Annotated in this window: 17 protein-coding genes; 7 read left to right on the forward strand and 10 right to left on the reverse strand. The window is 47.3% G+C overall.

The genetic code is table 11. The annotated features are described in order from the left end of the window. Window positions 1-26: 26 nt before the first annotated feature. Complete coding sequence (locus C7460_RS05705) at window positions 27-1,148, reverse strand: NAD(P)/FAD-dependent oxidoreductase (protein ID WP_115867127.1); 1,122 nt, start codon at window positions 1,146-1,148, stop codon at window positions 27-29. Window positions 1,149-1,183: 35 nt separating this feature from the next. Here C7460_RS05705 and C7460_RS05710 point away from each other — a divergent pair, with 35 nt between their 5' ends. Continuing rightward, window positions 1,184-1,660: an Mpo1 family 2-hydroxy fatty acid dioxygenase gene (locus tag C7460_RS05710; protein ID WP_115867128.1), complete on the forward strand. Its 477-nt coding sequence runs from the start codon at window positions 1,184-1,186 to the stop codon at window positions 1,658-1,660. Here the strand turns inward: C7460_RS05710 and C7460_RS05715 are convergent. After that, window positions 1,650-2,930, reverse strand: a complete 1,281-nt coding sequence (locus tag C7460_RS05715) for a glycosyltransferase family 4 protein (RefSeq protein WP_115867129.1) — start codon at window positions 2,928-2,930, stop codon at window positions 1,650-1,652. The genes C7460_RS05710 and C7460_RS05715 overlap by 11 nt on opposite strands. A gap of 113 nt (window positions 2,931-3,043) precedes the next feature. Beyond that, window positions 3,044-4,702: a VRR-NUC domain-containing protein gene (locus tag C7460_RS05720; protein ID WP_115867130.1), complete on the reverse strand. Its 1,659-nt coding sequence runs from the start codon at window positions 4,700-4,702 to the stop codon at window positions 3,044-3,046. A gap of 57 nt (window positions 4,703-4,759) precedes the next feature. Here C7460_RS05720 and C7460_RS05725 point away from each other — a divergent pair, with 57 nt between their 5' ends. Both C7460_RS05725 and C7460_RS05730 read left to right on the forward strand, forming a co-directional pair. After that, window positions 4,760-5,602, forward strand: coding sequence for a glycosyltransferase family 2 protein (locus tag C7460_RS05725; protein ID WP_115867131.1), 843 nt, complete (start codon window positions 4,760-4,762; stop codon window positions 5,600-5,602). 144 nt (window positions 5,603-5,746) lie between these two features. Next, on the forward strand, window positions 5,747-7,468 hold the full coding sequence (locus C7460_RS05730; protein WP_115867132.1) for a hypothetical protein: 1,722 nt from the start codon (window positions 5,747-5,749) through the stop codon (window positions 7,466-7,468). Between the two features lie 58 nt (window positions 7,469-7,526). Here C7460_RS05730 and uxuA read toward each other — a convergent pair whose 3' ends face one another. From uxuA to C7460_RS05745, 3 genes are all read right to left on the reverse strand, one after another. Next, a complete protein-coding gene (uxuA, locus tag C7460_RS05735) occupies window positions 7,527-8,702 on the reverse strand; it encodes a mannonate dehydratase (RefSeq protein ID WP_245986192.1) in 1,176 nt (391 codons plus the stop codon). Between the two features lie 10 nt (window positions 8,703-8,712). Then, window positions 8,713-10,854: an alpha-glucuronidase family glycosyl hydrolase gene (locus tag C7460_RS05740; RefSeq protein ID WP_115867133.1), complete on the reverse strand. Its 2,142-nt coding sequence runs from the start codon at window positions 10,852-10,854 to the stop codon at window positions 8,713-8,715. Window positions 10,855-10,932: 78 nt separating this feature from the next. Continuing rightward, complete coding sequence (locus C7460_RS05745) at window positions 10,933-11,634, reverse strand: DNA alkylation repair protein (protein WP_115867134.1); 702 nt, start codon at window positions 11,632-11,634, stop codon at window positions 10,933-10,935. A 144-nt stretch (window positions 11,635-11,778) separates the two neighbouring features. On the opposite strand from C7460_RS05745, the gene C7460_RS05750 reads away from it, so the two are divergent. Further along, a complete protein-coding gene (locus C7460_RS05750) occupies window positions 11,779-12,840 on the forward strand; it encodes a lipid II:glycine glycyltransferase FemX (protein WP_245986197.1) in 1,062 nt (353 codons plus the stop codon). Here C7460_RS05750 and C7460_RS05755 read toward each other — a convergent pair. Beyond that, complete coding sequence (locus C7460_RS05755) at window positions 12,837-13,325, reverse strand: nuclear transport factor 2 family protein (protein ID WP_115867136.1); 489 nt, start codon at window positions 13,323-13,325, stop codon at window positions 12,837-12,839. The two genes, C7460_RS05750 and C7460_RS05755, sit on opposite strands and share 4 nt — an antisense overlap. A gap of 102 nt (window positions 13,326-13,427) precedes the next feature. Beyond that, window positions 13,428-14,210, reverse strand: coding sequence for a hypothetical protein (locus C7460_RS05760; protein ID WP_115867137.1), 783 nt, complete (start codon window positions 14,208-14,210; stop codon window positions 13,428-13,430). 339 nt (window positions 14,211-14,549) lie between these two features. Between C7460_RS05760 and C7460_RS05765 the strand changes: the two genes are divergently transcribed. After that, entirely contained in the window at window positions 14,550-15,794 is a 1,245-nt protein-coding gene (locus tag C7460_RS05765) for a hypothetical protein (protein WP_115867138.1), read from the forward strand. Between the two features lie 4 nt (window positions 15,795-15,798). Further along, complete coding sequence (locus C7460_RS05770; RefSeq protein WP_147302865.1) at window positions 15,799-16,467, forward strand: hypothetical protein; 669 nt, start codon at window positions 15,799-15,801, stop codon at window positions 16,465-16,467. Between the two features lie 21 nt (window positions 16,468-16,488). Here C7460_RS05770 and C7460_RS05775 read toward each other — a convergent pair whose 3' ends face one another. Both C7460_RS05775 and C7460_RS05780 read right to left on the reverse strand, forming a co-directional pair. Next, on the reverse strand, window positions 16,489-17,184 hold the full coding sequence (locus C7460_RS05775; RefSeq protein WP_115867140.1) for a nuclear transport factor 2 family protein: 696 nt from the start codon (window positions 17,182-17,184) through the stop codon (window positions 16,489-16,491). Between the two features lie 45 nt (window positions 17,185-17,229). Then, window positions 17,230-18,081: an SOS response-associated peptidase gene (locus C7460_RS05780; RefSeq protein WP_115867141.1), complete on the reverse strand. Its 852-nt coding sequence runs from the start codon at window positions 18,079-18,081 to the stop codon at window positions 17,230-17,232. Window positions 18,082-18,190: 109 nt separating this feature from the next. Between C7460_RS05780 and C7460_RS05785 the strand changes: the two genes are divergently transcribed. Continuing rightward, window positions 18,191-18,529, forward strand: coding sequence for a hypothetical protein (locus C7460_RS05785; protein WP_115867142.1), 339 nt, complete (start codon window positions 18,191-18,193; stop codon window positions 18,527-18,529). The last annotated feature ends 36 nt before the right edge of the window (window positions 18,530-18,565 follow it).

The raw sequence follows: 18,565 nt of genomic DNA on the forward strand, positions 1-18,565 counted from the left end.
AAAAAAACGAAAAGATAACACAATTTTCAAAAACTGCCTTGTAGTATGAGGTCTGCCAAATCGTCTCCGGCCAGGCTGCCCAGTGCCACGCCCATGCCGCCAAGTCTTGCGGCCAGGTAGCGGTGGTCACCCAAAGCTTCTATTAATGGATTTTTTGTAGGCCCAAATGCCATAATGCCCGACCATTTCATCTCCACTTCATAGGCGCTATTTGGAAGTATGATTTCATTTAAATCTTCGAGTAATTTCTGCTCAATTCGTGGATTTAATCCGAATATTTCGGTTTGCTCTTCGGCTAAAGCCAGGTTACGCCCACCACCGAAAATAAGCTTCCCATGGAAGTCTCTAAAATAAAAGTACCCTTCATCATAATGAAAAGTACCCTCAAATGGCAGTGTTTTTTTAGGTTTTACCAGCATGACCATGCCTCTGCCCGGAGTGATATCCACTGAAGGCTGCAGTAGCTTATTGGTGAAGGCATTGGTGCAAATGCCTGCGGCACGAGCGTGGAAAGTAAGTGTCGGTGTGGTAATGGAAACGCCCTGCTTTTCTGGTTGGATGGCCGATACTTCTGTGCCGGTTAGGACCTGTACTCCCAGTTGCTGGCAGTATTGCCACAGGCTTTTCATGAGCTTGCCTGTATCTAGCTGCCCTTCGAAGGGGTTGAAAATGAGATGTTTCGTGTTTTTGAATCCAAATGTGTCGAGTTGTGATGTGTGGTCTGCAAATACTGGCGAAGGGAAGATTGGTTTTAGGAGATCGTTGAGCGTGGAAAGGTCATGCAGGTAATGTGCATTGTTGGCTGTGAGCAGCTCGTAGCCTCCTTTTTGCTGAAGGTCAATTCGGTCAGGTCCTAATCGGTTGGACGTTTTTTGCAGGCCTTTCCAGCGTCTGGACACCAGGTTCACCATGCCAGATTCTCCTAACGCTTTGAGATCTTGCGCCAACTCAGAAATGCTGCCAAAACAAGCAAAACCCGCATTTTTGGTGCTAGCGCCCGTGGGTAGTGTGCCACGCTCCAGTACCAATACACTCAGGTTAGGGGCTTTTTCTTTGAGTGAGGCGGCTGCCGACAGCCCAGTGATGCCTGCACCAACGATGATGATGTCGTAAGTCAAAAAAGACTTACGTTCCCAAAAACTTACCATGTGGGGTTGCTGTTATTTATTCAAACCCAAAACTAATGAGGAAAATTGATCGATTGCTCTCGGAGTATGGCGAAAGCCACCAAAACCCCACCAATAAATTGATCCACTGGATTTGTGTGCCAGCTATATTTTTAAGTATCGTTGGGCTTATCTGGAGCATACCCTCCGATAATCTGCGGTTTGTGCTTGGCTCCGGACCGTACATCAATTGGGCCACGGTGGTGCTGTTTGTCGTAATGCTGTATTACTTGCGCATTTCGGTGCCGCTGGCATTTGGTTTGTTGGTTTTTGCTGTGGTCTGTTTGTTTTTGATCCGGCAGCTGGAGCTCTACCTGCCTATTCCTGTATGGAGTACCAGCTTGGGTATTTTTATAGTCGCCTGGATTGGGCAGTTTTACGGACACAAGGTAGAAGGCAAAAAGCCCTCATTTCTTAAAGATTTGCAGTTTTTGCTCATAGGCCCTGCCTGGCTCATGCACTTTATTTACAACCGCGTAGGGATTAAGTATTGAGCTGCTCAAATACTTTCTCCATTTGCTGTATAGACGTCTGCCAGCTCAGGCGGGAGGCCTCTTTTTGACAGTATGCAAGCGTAGATTTTCTATAGTCTGGGTCGGTCATGAGTCGCTCAGCCAGACGTACGTAGGAGTAGTGGTCCCAGCGCTCCACCTGCGGGAGTGATGGGATAAACTCTGCAATGCCTACTCCTCTGGCCGCTGCTACCGGCACGTTTTTGAGTAGCGCTTCCAGTATGATGAGGCCAAAAGGCTCGGATGTAGAAGGCACGATGAGGAGGTCTACTTTTCCCAGCTGCTGCAGGAGCTTTGAGCGATCCAGAAATCCGGTAAATGTTACTCTCTGGCTAAAGTTCGAATTGGAAACATGTGCTTCCAGGTTTTGGCGCAAGTGTCCATCACCCATGATTAAGTATTGGAAATCATGCCCTCGTGAGGTAAGGTCTCTGGCAATGTCTATGAAAGTAGAAGGGCTTTTTTGCTGTGTCAGGCGTCCTGCAAAGGCGATGGTTTTGGGTACTCTTTTTGGAGGTTCGCTCGCCAGTATTAGGCTAGAGGCATTTGGTATTACGGATATTTTACTTGCGTCTATGCCATATCTGGTGGTAAGTGTGTTGCGTACCATACGGCTCACACAAAACACGTGATCAGCAGCCTGCATTCCTGTTTGTTCTTCGCTTTCTATTTGTTTCTGTGCATGCACGCCATTGCGATCATACTCCGTACTATGAATGTGTACGCACAGTGGAATGCCCAGTAGCTCTTTGATCAAGACACCTGCCTGGAAAGTGACCCAGTCATGCGCATGGATTACGTCCGGTTGAGATTTCCTGGCTACCTGCACTGCTAGCAAGGCATATTTGAGCAACTCAGCATGCAGGTCTCCATGGTATTCTCCAGTAAGTTGTAGTTGTTCTAAAAGCTCAGATTCCTCAGTGGGCTCCAGTTTTTTGATTACCTGCTGTCTGGTGCGGGCAATTTCAAACGTTTCATAGCCGATGTATGGTAGCAGGCGGCTGCCTAACTCTACCTCTTGAATGCTTTTGGTATAAGCCTTTTCCTGCTTCCAGAAGTCTATATCAGGCGTGAGTGAGGAGGCGTCTATAAGTTGGATGTTTTTGCTCACCTGAGCTGAGGATTTGGTAGGGAGTAGAAAGGCTACCTGATGACCATTAGAGGCTAGCGTTTCTGCCATTTCCTGGCATGCTACTCCGAGACCACCGGAGATTCTTGGGGCATATTCCCAGCCGAGCATGAGTATTTGCATAGTGTATGCTTGCTATAAAGGTTTTGTGTCATTTGACCGTGGGGCTACGGCCTGCTTTTGGGATAAAAAGTTAGGGATAATTCCTGAAGGTAAAAGGATATCAACTGAAAAGCTTAATGGTATTTTACCCTTAGGATGTCAGCTTTGATTTTTTGTTGGTTGAGAAAGTCGATCCAGAAAAGCTGCTGAGAGGACAGGTGGTCGTTTGGAGATTTGATTTCGTAAAAATGATAAGTTTTGTCATTCCAGATAAATAAGTCTGGAAATCCCGCTCTATTGTCTTTTACATTTTTAGACATCTCTAGCAGCACGTTGAGGAGCCCTTTGAGGGGTAGGTGCCCGATGCACGCCCTGATAGTGGGTAGCAGGCTGTCATGCCAGCTGACCAGTCGGTTGTTGATGCCCTGTTTTTCAGTATATACCTCCTCCAGGTGAGTGATGATTTTCTTTTTTGTGCGAAATGCTTTGGTTTTTTTTAGAAGGGCTTCTTTTCTATTGGTATAAAAGTCTTCTGTGTGCAAATCACTAGGTGTGCGCTGGAGCGGGTGATGAAAAGTGGCGTGCTGCTGGTCATAGAGGATGTCCCAAAAAAACAGCCCAAAAAGCCCTTTCCAGAGGTGGTTTTCAGTGTGTTCTCCTTCAAATCCACGCTCCGCATAATACGCCAGCGCATGCGCCTCCACACGATGGCCTACAGGGTTGGTGATGGTGATTTCGGGGCTTTCGTTGATTCGGGCAGTGGTGGTGCGGTAGTTGCGTTTGCTTTTCTTGCCCAGGTAATCTTTGGCGAAAAGCTCTTCGGAGGCATTGTAGGGGTTGTCTAGTGCTACTTCGGCTATTTCGCGAGCAGCTTCCACTTCGCCTAGTTTTTCCAGTATTCGGATTCTACGCTCTCGGGCAGGGTGCTTCCTGGCCAGACTATAAAAATTTAGCGCATCTTCGGAGAGGCCTGCTTTTTCAAAATACTCTCCCAGCCGGAGCATAAACCGGTCTCCAATTTTCCTTGATTTGGGGTGCTGGAGAAATACACTCCAGTTGACTGCACCGGCGAGCTCCAGTATTTCTTCGGGGAGCATGACACTCATGGCGTGGCGGATGGTATAGTCCCATTTGTAGAGCTCAAATACGGAACGGGCTTCTTCCTGAGAATCAAACCACGGAGTAAAATCGTGATTGTCCAGGTTTTCGAGCTTTACGTTGCCTATGTCCCGAATCACAAACTCAGTCATCATGCCGTGTGCATGCCCAAAAAAGAGAAGTTTGAGGTATTCGATTTGCTCCTGGACCAAAAAATGAATGGTGGTGTGCTCGGAGCGAAGTAGTTCATAGTCAGCGTGCTTTTCCGCTTCGGCAAGCTCCAGGAGGATGTCATCCTTTTTCATTTTATTGTATTCCCGGTCAGGATACAACCTGTGTAGCTCTGCTTTGGTAAACAACCTGAAGAGCAGGTAATCATCCGGAGGATCGAGTGAAATAAACTCGACCTCTACCAGCTCTTCGGTAGCTTGTGGGATGCTTTCGATTTCTTCATAGCTGAGTTTTTCCATCCGGAAATATTCGCCTTTGCGGTTCATCATGCGCACAAACAAACAGCGGGCGTCTTCCGAGAGAGACTCAAAGGTAGCTATGAAGGATTCATCGTCTGGACTGAGGAGGTGAGCTGATCCGGTCCGAATAAAATCCAGCAGATACTGAAAGTAGTCCAGGTAATACTTTGGGGGTAAAATGACTTTTCCGTCTTCGGAAATGGTTTTTTCAGGCTGTTGCTTCATCTACTCGTTCAAAACACCGCATTTTTGCAAGGCGCTTACAAAGTAACACACTAGACGATGAATCTGCCCAAAATCTCTGTGATCATTCCGGTGTACAATCGGATTACTTACCTGAAAGAGGCTGTGGAGGCTGCAGTCAATCAGACGCTGGCACCGCATGAGGTCTTGATAATAGATGATGGCTCTGTGGAGGAAATAGCTGCTGATATAGATAAGTTGGCGAAGGAATATCCCTATTGTAAGGTGCTCCACCAGCCAAAAAACCTGGGCGTGTCTGCAGCCAGAAACCGAGGGCTGCGGGAAGCTACGGGAGACTATGTCCTTTTCCTGGATGATGATGACCTATTGGCCCGAAATTATTTCAATAATGCCTTAGAGCTCATGCTGGAAGATCGTTCGATAGATGTGTTTGTAGGGCTCTCCACACTCGTGGGTGATCCCGGCAGGCGCCTAAAGAAACTTCAGCAATTCAATGCTAAGCTCGCCAGGGATCACCAGGATGTAAAGGATCCGCTTTATTTTCTGAGGTATTGTCCGGCGATTCATGCCATGCTGTTCAAGCGAAGCGCATTAGCTGGTCACTATTTTCCAGAAGGCGTGGACTATGGTGAAGATCGTCTGTGGCTCTTGCAATTAAAGGCGGCAGGAGTGTCCTTTCATCCAGAAGAAATGGTCGTGGCCTTTTACCGAATCCACCGCGAGCACCATCCTGTGGGTGCTCCTGAAAAATTTGTAGAAGCTGCACGTGAAATGGTCGATCACCCTGCGCAGCGCGCACATTTGAATTTGCTGGAAGCACACTTTGCTCGGAAGGCTGGAAAGCCATTCCGTTCCCTGATTTCCATTTTTAAAGCACTTCGATATCCTTCGGTAGTGTGGCAGGCGCTCAAATTGCTCTGACTGTCTCATAACAGAACATTTTTGTTCGATTTCGAACAGTGGCTTGTAGTCAAATAGCTCTGGATGTTGATTTTAAGCCCTTTTTACACTGCGGCATAAAATTGGCATTGAGAGATCATCATCTCGTTTATAGCTTATCACCTTATGAAAAACCTACTACTTACCCTGTCCACATTGTTTGCAGCATTTTTTGCTCATGCTCAGCAAGTGACTGTAGGGGATATTTACCCGAATGATTTGGAGACGGTGGCATTCACCCTGCCGTCAGAAGCCAGAGTTTCCATCGATGGTACCGGTGGCGTATTTCGCGATGACTATAAGCTCCTAATGTTTTATGGGTGGATTCTAGATGCCAGTTCCAGAGAAGTAGTTTGGCATGTATACGATCACCTCAAGGAACATGATCTGGCACGAGAAAAGGGCTTGTATGATTTTTCTGATGAAATCACATTGCCTGCAGGAAGCTACGAGCTGTACTTCACGGGAGGCTACGATCATCGGGGTTGGGGAGATAGCTGGACCATTAGCGATTTTAACGACCTCATCGATGAAATTTTTGACACGCGCTATAGAGAGAAGTACAGAAGCAGCATGCGTGAAGACTTGTATGTGACTGTGTCCGCTCCAGGCTTGAAAAAAGCCAGTATGGAAGATTTTCTTGCCGCCAAAACCGATCAGGCAGCTATTTACTTTGTCAAAGCTCGTGATGGAGAGACTTTTAAACAGGGCTTTACGCTGAACCGTGAGGCTACCCTACAGGTGTATGCTTTGGGAGAGGGAGATCGGGACGAAATGTATGACTATGCCTATATCTATGACGTGGTAGGCAGGAAACGCGTATTTGAGATGAGCTATCGCAATACCTCACACGCTGGCGGTGCTGATAAAAACCTGAAGGTGGATGAGGAGATCACCTTGCCCAAAGGTAGTTACATGCTGGCCTATCATACGGATGGTTCGCACTCCCACGAGGAGTGGAATGCACTTCCTCCAGATGATCCCCAGTTTTGGGGTGTGGCACTCTTTCCAGAGTCAGTAAAAGACCGTGAAGCATTCGCTGAAAACTTCAACCCACCTGCATTGGCTCGGCCGGTGGCGGAGATTGTAGGTGTGAGAAACTACGAAACTCGTTCGCTGGGCATACGCCTCAGTGAGGAGGTGAAGCTCAATCTGCTGTGCATTGGTGAGCGTGGGCACAGTGATAATATGGCGGATTATGGCTGGATACTCGATGCAAACACCCGTCAGCTGGTTTGGAAAATGAAGGAATACCGCACATCGCATGCCGGTGGGGCCAGCAAAAACCGAATGGTAGAAGAAGACTTGACATTGCCAGCGGGGGATTACCTGCTGTACTACAAAACAGACGGTTCACACGCGTTTAATTCCTGGAATGCTACTCGTCCTTATGATCCAGATCGCTGGGGAATCACCCTATGGGCTGCGGATGAGCGTGGACGCAAGGCGGTGAGCACTTTTGATCCTGATGCTTACCGTTCACAAAAGGTGATAGCGGCTATCTCTGATGTGCGTGACGATGATTACTTAAAAGACGCCTTTGATATCAAAAGGACCACTGAGGTGGTGATCCACGCCATAGGAGAAGGTGATGATGATAAGATGTATGACTATGGATGGGTCCGAAATATGGATACTGGCCGTATCGTCTGGGAGATGGACTACCGCAGTACAGAGCATGCGGGTGGTGCACGAAAAAATAGAGAGATAAGAGAAAAAATTACACTGGAGCCCGGAGAGTATCGGGTGTATTACCGAACGGACGGCTCGCATTCTTCCGAAGATTGGAACGATGAGCCGCCTTCAGATCCAGAATTTTACGGCATTCAAATCTTTTTAGCTGAGTAGTAGAATTTTTAGCTAATTGCGCAGGAAAGAACGCGGGCATTTGTCCGCGTTTTTTCTTTTACTGCATCATTTCCAATATCCCCATTTCCAATCCTCTCAGCTCAGCGAGGCTTTTGAGTCGGCCTATGGCGGAGTATCCCGGGTAGGTTTTTTTCTGTAAATCATCGAGCATTTGATGACCATGATCCGGGCGCATTGGAATGGAGCGCTGCTGCTTTTGCATGATCCGCAGGGCTTGCATTACAATGCCTGCCATGTCTGCATCACCTTCCAGGTGAGGAGCTTCTTCAAAATTGCCGTATGCATCACTTTTGGTATTCCTTAGGTGTAAAAAGTGGATGTGCTCTTCGAATTGCTTCATCATACCGATGAGGTCATTGTCAGGACGAGCTCCAAACGATCCTGTGCAAAAGCATAAGCCGTTGGCCGGAGATGGGACACAGTTGATGATGTCTGCGGCATCCTCTGCCGTGCTCACAATCCGCGGAAGACCGAGGACAGGAAATGGCGGGTCATCCGGGTGGATGGCCAGCTTCAGGTTGCATGCTTCAGCTACAGGTACTACAGCTTCCAGAAATGCGAACAGGTGCTGTTTCAGCTGGTTCCGGTCGATGTTGTCATAGGTTTTGAGTGCCGCTAAGACCTGCTCAGGAGTGAATGCATCCTCACTGCCAGGTAAGCCCAGCAGGATGTTTGAGAGTAGAGAGTCTTGCTCGTCTATTGTGAGGTTGTTGAGGTAGTTTTCCGCGGCGGAAATTTCCTGTTCACTATAGTCTTTTTCAGCGTTTGGTCGCTTGAGTAAGAAAATGTCAGCAGCCGCAAAAGCATCACGCTCAAACCGCAGGGTAGTGGATCCATCAGCTCTCCGGTGGTAGGGGGCTGTGCGGACCCAGTCGAGCACTGGCATGAAATTGTAAGTGATCACCTCCAGGCCTGCAGCTGCCAGGTTTCGAAGTGACTCCTGGTAGTTGGTAATGTAGGTAGTAAAATTTCCCGTTTGCTTCTTGATGTCTTCATGCACTGGCAGGCTTTCTACTACCTTCCAGGTCATGCCCGCACCTTCCACTAGTGCTTTGCGCAGCTCAATTTCTTCAGGAGTCCAAACGTCTCCTACGGGTATGTGATGAAGAGCTGTTACTACGCCTACGCAACCAGCCTGACGGATGTGTTCCAGACTGACCGGGTCATTCGGGCCATACCAGCGCATGGTCTGAGTCATTTTGAAAATTATCATAATTGCTCGTTTACCACTTTGGGCGGATGCCCGGTGCAAAGGGAAATTTCAGGGATTGGTAATACTCCAGGTCGTGCTGTGGAGCCTCCATTGCTTCCGGGTAGGGAAGTCCCGATTTGCTCTGGAAATAGCTCATGCAGGCGTCTTTCCACCAGATGGCTTCTTGCTCCTGGATGTCCAGAAGCATAGACACACTTTGATGTCGCTCATGATCTATGTATGGTTTCAGTTGCTTCCATTGCGCTTGCATACGCCGAACTTCCGCTACGCCGTTTTGGTAGTGGTAGGCAAGCGCTTCCCATAAGGTTTTGCCAGACTTCATTTTACACGTCCAGGGAAGGTGATGAAACCACAGCAAAAACTTTTCTGGACAGGAGTCAGGATCGTTGAAGGTACTTGCTACTGGTGGAAAGTACTGCGATGTGGCATTGCTGCCAGTGGATGTGCGGTCAAATCCTATACCGCCCTGATTGGATTTGTGGTAGTAGTATGGAGTCCAGTCGGCCCGCGATAAGTTGTCTACCCATGGAGCAGGCCCATAATGATGACTAGTGCCCATCAGGTGGTGGAGTCCCAGAGGAGTCATGTAGCTGACAGCAGTTTCCCAGGAGTTGAGCATCAGCTCGCTAATGGTCTCTACTACCTTGCGTTCATTTCCGAAGGTAGCACGTATCCATTCATCAGCGATTTGTTGGGCGTCTAGCTGAGGGTTCCATGCCAGCCGTCCAAAGGCGTACCAGTTGGACTGTGCCATGGGATGGCCGGTCCAGTTGATGTCAGTACCAATATTGGCAACTCCCGCCATACCGGTAAGTTGGTAGTCGTGCAGGGTGCCATCTATTACCGAAGCTACGGTGGAGCTTTCACCTTTGGCGTAGGTGTCAGATTGCAGGCACTCTTCATACATTGGAGCGAGATACACCAGCTGTGTGGCTTGCCCGAGGTATTCCTGAGTGATTTGAAATTCCATCATTAGCGGTGTGTTTGGCATGGCGCCAAAAAGCGGGTGAAATGGTTCCCGCGGTTGAAAGTCAATGGGGCCATTTTTTACCTGTATCATCACGTTTTCATGAAACTGTCCATCGAGTGGTTTGAACTCGTTGTAGGCTTGTTTGGCTCGGTCGTCAGGTTCTTCATCGCTGTACACAAATGCTCGCCACATTACGGTGCCGCCGAAAGGCCGGAGTGCATCTGCAAGCATATTGGCGCCATCCGCGTGGTTACGCCCATAGTTTTGTGGCCCAGGTTGGCCTTCAGAGTTCGCCTTTACGAGAAAGCCTCCAAAATCTGGAATCATGCTGTAGATTTCTTCAGCTTTCTTTTGCCACCAAGTTTGTACTTCAGGGGCTAGTGGGTCAGCAGTTTTTAGCCCACCGATCTCTATAGGAGCACTAAACCGGGCGGTGAGGTACACCCGAATGCCATACGGGCGGAATACATCGGCTAGTGCTTTTACTTTTTCGAGGTACATCGGCGTGAGTACCTGGGCATTGGCATTTACGTTTGTGAGCACAGTGGCATTGATGCCAATAGAAGCATTCGCTCGGGCATAGTCGATGTAGCGCTGATCGATATATCCTGGAAGGCGGTGCCAGTCCCATATGCTAAATCCGGCATAGCCTCGCTCGGAGGAGCGGTCCAGGTTGTCCCAATGGTTGAGAATTCTAATTTTGGTTTTGGGTGCTTCTATGATGGACAAGCTGCCGAGAGGTTCACCCATTTGTGTGAGGCGTAGGAGGTGGTAGGTACCATATAGTAAACCGATGGATGTGTTGGCTGTTACGGTGACCTGGCCCCGGTTTGCCGAAATGTAATATCCTTCAGTTCCCAGTTGGTTCGTGATGTTGGCGGGGATATCGAGGTTTTCTACGGTAGCTATGACTAGTGACGCCTTAGAGCGACTGGTTTCATTTGGGATGATTCCCAGCATACTACTGGCTGCCAGCGCTAGCTCTTTGCGAATTACAACGGCAGTGGGGTCATCTGCTATACAGTGGAAGCTGGTGAAGTAGTCGAGATAATGATCTTTTAAAGAAGAATCGGTAATAGGAGCATATCTGAGCCAGAGATCATAGCCGTTTTCGGAATATCCGTCTAACGCACCTATAAGTATTAAAACGTTGAGAATTGTTGATCGAAGAATGAAGGTCATGTGAATTTATCTATTAACACAATCGATTGCGTAAATATAGTGATTAATTCGAATGTATGCTTCTGTCACATTATTCCGCTAGCCAGGTCGATAAATTGAGCGGGGATAGTCGGAGGATCTGAGTCCGGTTTTTTGCAGCTCTTTGAGCACATCTTTAGCGATCCAAATACCAGATCGGGTGCCTTGCATCAGTATGTCTTCAGCACAGGCAATAGCCGAAATTTTCAGGTCTTTGTTACGCTTTCCGATGCTGCGAAGTGCCCAGCTGATCGCTTTTCTGATGTGATCGCGATCATCCCTGGCATGTGCTTTGATGAGTGGGTAAAAGTCTTCAAAAGTCTCGTTTTCGGCTTTTTTATCGGCCATGCAATAGGCCGCCAGCGTGGCAAATGCTGCCCGTTTTTCATAGAGCGGTTTCCGGTGAGCCCACTCGCTGATTTTGGGTAATGCATGCTTGCTTTTTGCAAAAAGTCCCATGCAGAATGTGTCGCAAATCTCCCAGTTGTCAAATGTGGTGATCCAGCTATCCATCAGCTCAGGGGTGAGGTCTTTGGGCGGATACACCTTTGCGCCAAGCAACCGCGCCTCGTAGATATCTGATGCTATGAGCTGAAGCGCCAGGTCCGCATCTTTGGGGACTTTGCGTGCCAGGGCGTTGAGATCACTCATGTAGATGCCGAAGGCATTGGTAGCCACAATGCCAAACTTTTTCTGCTTGAAGGCAGCCTTCTCCGGGTTGGCCAGGGCATGTAGCTCTGCGATGATCGTTTGGTAATCCATGATATGAATTTAGTCATCTTACTTACAAATTTGAAGATAAGCTTACTACGCTTTTGTGGGCTACAGGCCTTTTCTAGCTTTGCGGCTTGCTAAAAATAATCGGAGCCAATGATCTTACAAGCGGAGCAAAAACCAATTGAAGAAATGCGGTCTACGAACATCCTGCCACAGACCTCTTACTGGGCAAGGGTGAAATACCGACAGGGACTTACGCCCGGTGGTTTTCAGGTAAAAGCCTCCAGCGAGGTGCTGAGCCCTGATGGTGGGGTGGCTGGAAGCGTGGAGGAAGACTTGCTGGTGCTGATTCAGTACGTTAGCGATACCCAGTGCTTCGCATATGTGCCTTACGGTCCTAAGCTGGAGCCGGTCTTTGAAAATCATGGGGTGTTTTTGGAAGAACTATCGGAAGTGATACGTCCGCATTTGCCACCAAACTGCGCACACATCCGCTATGATTTGCTTTGGGAAAACCAATGGGCCAGTGAGGAGGAGCACTATGATGAGGCTGGCAACTGGCTAGGTCCGCCTCCGGGACATACGCAGGAGTTTCGCCTCAATTTCAACACCCAAAACTGGAACCTTAGGAAGAGCCCGGGGGACTTGCTGCCTAAAAACACGTTTTTTCTGGATCTGAAGCAGACTGAAGAGCAGCTGCTGGCCAATATGCGACCCAATACGCGCTACAATGTGCGAAGATCGCTGTGGCGTGGGATAGAAGTGAAAGCTCATGGTATAGAAATGCTGGACACGTGGTATGCGCTCTATCAGGAGACTGCTCTGCGGCAAGGGATGGTACTGCACCCCAAAGCTTACTTTGAGCAGGTGCTGGCTGAACGCAATCAACCCGGAGTAGAAGTGAAGCTGCTTATGGCCGAATATGCAGGTCAGTACCTCGCCAGTATGCTGCTGGTGCTTTCTGGTCAGCGAGGTGTGTATCTCTTTGGTGCTTCTTCCGGGGCTAGGCGTGAGCTCATGCCTAGCTATGCGTTGCAGTGGGAAGCCATCAGGCTGGCAAAAGCCCATGGATGTGTGGAGTATGACCTCTTCGGTTGTGCGCCAAATCTGGATCCATCTCACCCATTACATGGTGTGCACTTGTATAAAAAAGGCTTTGGCGGTCAGCTGTTTCACCGAATGGGCTGCTGGGACTATCCACTGGACCTGGAGCGCTATGAATTACTCAAAGCGCAGGAGCTTCAAAGTTAATTGGCTTCATATCGCTTGCGAATGGCCTGGGGTACCTCACAGTCTTCGGTGCGGCGTGTGTCAGCAAGAGCAAAAATCTTCCATCCATTTGCTGTCTGTATGAGCTGGAAGCTGTCTACACCACAGTGGCTAAATGTATTTCCCAGATAGAAAGCATACTCTACCCACACGGAAGCCAGCTGGTCGTCTTGTTGGATTTGTATGTCCCAGATGGGCTCATGCCATTTTTCAGCTTTGGGCTTACCGATGATGCTGATGAATTTGCTGGCTGGAAATGACTTGAGTGAGGCCTGGCCGTTTTCGTTAGTTTTTACTCCATGCAACATGGCATCCGCCGTGAAGCAACTGGCGGCCAGGGTGCTGTCACACAGCGTCATTGCCTCGAAAAGGTTTCGAATAGGCTTCAGGATGGCCTCATCTTCGGATTGAGCTTTGCCGGATAGGGAGAGGGCAACTAAGCAGGTGAAAACAAACAATCTAATCATGGTGAACCTTCAGTTTTTGTAGAAAGTAACCTGATGATGGCAGCTTTTACAAGCAAAAAATGAGTGATGCCAGGTCTCACCTGTTGAGCGGCAGTTTGATGGCTACAATGCTCCCATCTGAGTCATGATGTCTGCGATCAATACATTTTTTTCTTGAATCTGGTCATTGTACTGATCGGTGCCTTCGAGTATGGATTTTTGGATTAGCCGATAGGTGTCCAGTCGCAGTTGGTTGTAAGTGGTGAGATTGGTAATGTAGCTGGCAAATTCGGGCTCCAATTCATACTCGGTTGTGAGGTCCTGGAGGATGCTTAGGTTTTCCTCCCAGTGGTTGATTCCTCCGTTGGTGATCAGTTCGAGCTGTACTTCTGGAGGCGTATTGGCATGATCAATGGAGTAGAAGCGCAAGGCTTGCTGTTCGTTTTTGTCGATCAGAGCTAATTTTTGGTTGATGTCCTGGTCTGCTTGCCCTTGTTCCGCAAAAATGTACGTCACTAGCACTCCTCCGAGTATCAGCATCCAGAGTCCGCCTATGCCGGCCGCTTTCCAGTTGGATTCAAACGGGGCGTTTTGCTCCGAAGCAGCTTTGAGTTCTTTTCCCTGAAGCCATTGTACTATGCCGTAGATGATGGCGGTATAGATCGCGGGGATGAGTTGTTGCGGGATATTGTCTACCGTGCTTTCCGGTAGGGAGAAGAGGCCTGCAAAAATGGCTGCTGTGGCTATGATGCCCAGAATGAGTGCGATTAACCCTTCGCGCTCTTTGCCCAGGCGGCGGTAGTTGAGGCGGATGAGGTGGCCAGCAGCCGCCGGTCCACCCAGAAAAGTGGCGATGGAAATGCCATTTTGTGTGTAAAGCTTTCGGTTGGTGTTTGGTTGGACCATAGGTTAAAAAAGTATATGGGAAAAATACGATATCTGGGGAAAGTAGGCAAATGTGTGGATTGACTTAATTCTTCCGAATCATACGTGTCAGTTGCTTGAATGAGAGGTGGTGTAGTCTCAGAAACGAGGTAAAATTATAATGGTTGATAACTAAACACGGTGGTTGGAAATATAATTGAGTTATATTGAATGTCATATGGAGGGATTTAGTTATAGTTTTATAACTACTTAAATATTAAATAATAACGAAATGCGTTTTATAAAAAAAAACACCACATGATTTTGATTTTAAAGTTTTCATTTACGATTTTGGTTGTAAAAAAATAATTACACCGCTTTATGGAAAGAATGATTAAAGTTATTAGCTCGGTTATCGTTATATTGTGCTTATTCAGTTGTGAATCTAATGTTGAGCCTGAGGTTTTTTGGGAAGATGAGTCTAAATCTGAAATTACCGTAAATGCATTGATTGCGGATGATGAATTAAAGGAAGTAGCAAAACTTATTGGCACATTTGTTAATAACCCTGAAGTCAAACGAGAATTGATTTCTTATGCTACTGAGAAGTCAGACTTTGAAGTATTTCAGCCATTTGCAACAATGTTCGGTGAGGAGAATGGTAAAACTTCTTCAGTTATTGGTTCTTTATTGAGAGAAAAGCTACAGCGGGAATGTTCTGGATGTCGTACGTCTACTCAAGAATTAGAAAATCTTCTTAAAGAAGGCTATGTTATTTCCGCTCCATATCTAGCAGAAGATTTTGCTCATGTGGATGAGCCTATCACTGTTTCATGGTATAATGGGGGAGAAGAGGGGGTTACACCTGGTATACTCACTTCAAAAAATGGTCGTTTGAATAATAGTGTTATAGCCGTGGATGATGAATATGCTTCTCAGAACCCTACAATTGTTATTATTCCTTGGGATCCAGTGTGTGTTCCATACCCTACTTGTCAAACTTGTACACCAACTCCAGGGAGGCCTTGTCCAGAATTATGCAGGTATTCTTGCCCTCCAGGTAATGGAAGAGATATTGATTGCAGGACAATTGGTGATGCAACACTTCAACTTAAGCTCCCTGAATTTAGGTTGAAAGATAATTTACGTGGTTGGCCTAATGGTAATTATTTATACCTTCATGTAGTTGGAGGTGAGTTTTCTCGCAACTCTCAAGGAGAGGTAATTAATACTTCTCCCCAAATAAATACAATTTGGAATAAGAAGTTGGTAAGTAGAAAAAATGTTCGAGATAAAAAGTGGGTAAGTTCAGGGGCGTCGTTTATTTGGAGTAATTGGAAACAAAGTCAACATGAACTTAGGTTTGTTGTAGATTATACAAAAGGGAGTAGAGATCAGAAAACAACCGTCAAAGTGAAAATGGATGCTAATGGTAATTTTGATGCGGATTCTGAAGTTGAAGCCACTACAGTCTCGAAAAATGCACGCAACATGTTTACTGTGGGATTTGATCGATGCTCTACTTTGGCTTCAATAGAATCTAGTGGTGATCAAGGGAAGCGTAATGGCTTGCGAATACATTATTTTGGAGAACTAATGTTTACTTTAGATACTGAGATTTATTGATCAAATGAGAGTAATTATTTGCTTGTTTTTATCTATTATCAGTCCTGCACTTGTGGCTCAATCTGATCATCTCTCCATAAGAGTCGGGGGCTTTCAGCCGGATGCCGTTTTAACGGACGAGAAGGGGTGGAATTTTGAGCTGCAGTATGAAAAGAAGGTAGTAAAGAATCTTGTTATCGGTGCGGGAGTGGGCGTGGGATTGTTCGACGACTTTCCTTCCTACATGAAGCCCACCCAGCAACTGTTTTCAGGAGTGCCACCCAAAGCGGATGAGGTGATTAGGCGCTTGACCTTTCCCGAGTATTTTAACTTTGAATTTGATCAAATCGCTACGAATTACTTGAATCTTTATTGTTCTTATCAGCTGGTGCAGGTTTTTGGATATCAGTTGAGAATAACTCCAGGGATTAATTTCCTGAATCAGCAAACTGCTTATTTTGCGTTAGATGAGGCCAAATTTAAAAATGGAACCATCGATGAGTATAAGGTGGCATATCGAGTAGAGACCTTTCGCGATTTAGCCTGGAGTGCAGAGGTAAGTATCCAAAAACAGTTTACCCAGAAAACCAGCGTATTAATTTATGGACGGTTTACTCAAATTTTTCGAGTTCAGGATTTCGCAACAGACTACACCTTATTTGGCGTAGGACTAAAAAGAGAAGTGTATTGGTAATCCTCTAGAGGTGATACGGCCCTAAATATTGGAATCCATAAAAACCATCCACTTGCCTTGAGCGTCTTTTTGCCAGCAGATCATGTATTTACCACCATAGGAGCCGCTGCACTGTCCGATTTCGAAAGCAAACGTGGTATTGACCATCTCGCGGTGGAGCGGAGCCAGGTGTAGGCTGTATTCGGGCCGATTCATGTAAGCATATTCAGCTATGAGGGCAGTGCGGTCGGTAATTGGAGGTTTGTGGTTGTAATAGATGGCCTCAGGCAGGTATAGGTTGTTGATGAGCTCGGCAGCATGGTGTGCGTTGCAAAGCCTAATCCAATCATTTCGCCGCTGATCGATGGCCGAATCCCAGGCAACCTCAGAAGCTACCAGAGTAAGTTCAAGCTCACGCTGGTTTGCCTGGTCGGTGATGAGTAGCTGTTTGTAGTGATGGTCTGCCTTACGAGCCGCTACGATGGCGTAGGTATATTTTTTATTTGCCGCCACGCTAAAGCGTGTCCAGCTTGTATCCATGTAGGTTCTCTGGTTGGAGAGGCCAGTGCTGTCCAGTAGGAGGGCGTTTTCAGTATATGAAGGTGTAGACGTGCTGTCTATGGAGGTGAGAGGCTCCATCGGGGCGGTTGTTGTTGGCAAGTCTATGGATGATGATTCTTTGTTTTTAGGCTGACAGGCCATTAAGATTAGGAGTAGAACTGGAAGCAGTGTTTTCATGACTTGGGTAGTTGGTTTTAAGTAAAAATAGGTGGTGGAACAGGGTTAAAACAAACTTCCCTGGCTGCCATTGGTAGCTTCTTTGCCAAACTGCAGTTCAGGGAAGGAGGCCTCCTGGATGCATTCAGGGTCATTTAGGGAAATGCGCTTGCGCCCACTCTGATGAAAAAGCTTTTTGACCGGGAAGGCCTTAAGCTCTGTTTCGGGGAATACTCTTACGTTTTTTTTGAGTTGATCGGCGGTCAGATCTGGCTCTAGCCATGCTTCTGCGCTTTCCTGGTCTAGTATGGCCAGCTGGCGCGGACCTTCGCTGGCTTTGGGCTTATTGTGTACGCGCCGGCAGAGCGGATTGGCATCTGTGGTCACCAGCCCTACCGTATCGCGAGTGATGTCTTCAGTTTTGCTCTGCCAGGTACGCCAGATGCCTGCGATCAGCATCGGTTCTTCAGACTTGAGGAGGATGTGGAAATTGTAGGAGTTTTTTCCCTGCCAGTGCCAGTCGTAGTAGCCATCCAGCACCACTACACAGCGCCGTTCCAGAGCAGATTTGTAAAAGGGGTTGTCCAGGTCGCGGTTGAGCTTGGCGTTGTACATTTTTTCGTCAAAAAGCGTCTCGATGCGGCAGTTCAAATACCGGCTGGCATACTTGCCAAAGTATTGCTCAGTGTCTTTCACAAAGTGGGGAATCAGGCCCCAGTGGTAAAACTGAAAGTCAGTCGGTTTGTCGCTAGTGACGACAGGCATGCGCCAGTGCTCAAATGCGGTGGTGTGATACACCGGACCTAAGGTAAATTCTTCGAGCTGTCGCTCTAGTTTGTCTATTTCGGTAGCATCCTTGCCGATATGGTCAGCATATTTCTTTTTCTTCTGCGTGAGGTAGCGTACGTCGTAGCACATTTCGGTGTTTTTTGGCCTACAGCCAAAATAAGGATTATCCTGCAAATAATTTTAGGAAACTAAATACCAATAAAATTAGTAATACTATAAATATTAGTAATTTTACCTTATGAAACTTGATCCGGGATATTACAAAGTGAAGCGAAAGTCCAGGTTTGTGGGGGGGGTGACTTGCCACTACCTGAGGGTGTATGTAGAGGGAAAGAAGAAATATATCCAGTTTGATCATGGACTGCCGCAGGAGGCGGAAGACCAGGAGGATGAAATCATCCATGGCTACATGATTGTCAAAAAGATCACTCGGCCTGTGGAGGTGAAGAAAATACAGGTAAGCGTGGAGTGGCAAGATGAAGACGGGGACAGTTTTGTGATGCGAGCGAAAAATAGCTATGTCCTCAAGCGCATTTTTGAGTACTTCCCCAGAGTTTTAAAAGCTTTTAAAGTGTAATGCTCTGGCAGCATTTGCTGCCAGAGCGTGTTGCAT

This window comes from Marinoscillum furvescens DSM 4134 (genome assembly GCF_003386095.1).
Lineage (GTDB): Bacteria > Bacteroidota > Bacteroidia > Cytophagales > Cyclobacteriaceae > Marinoscillum > Marinoscillum furvescens.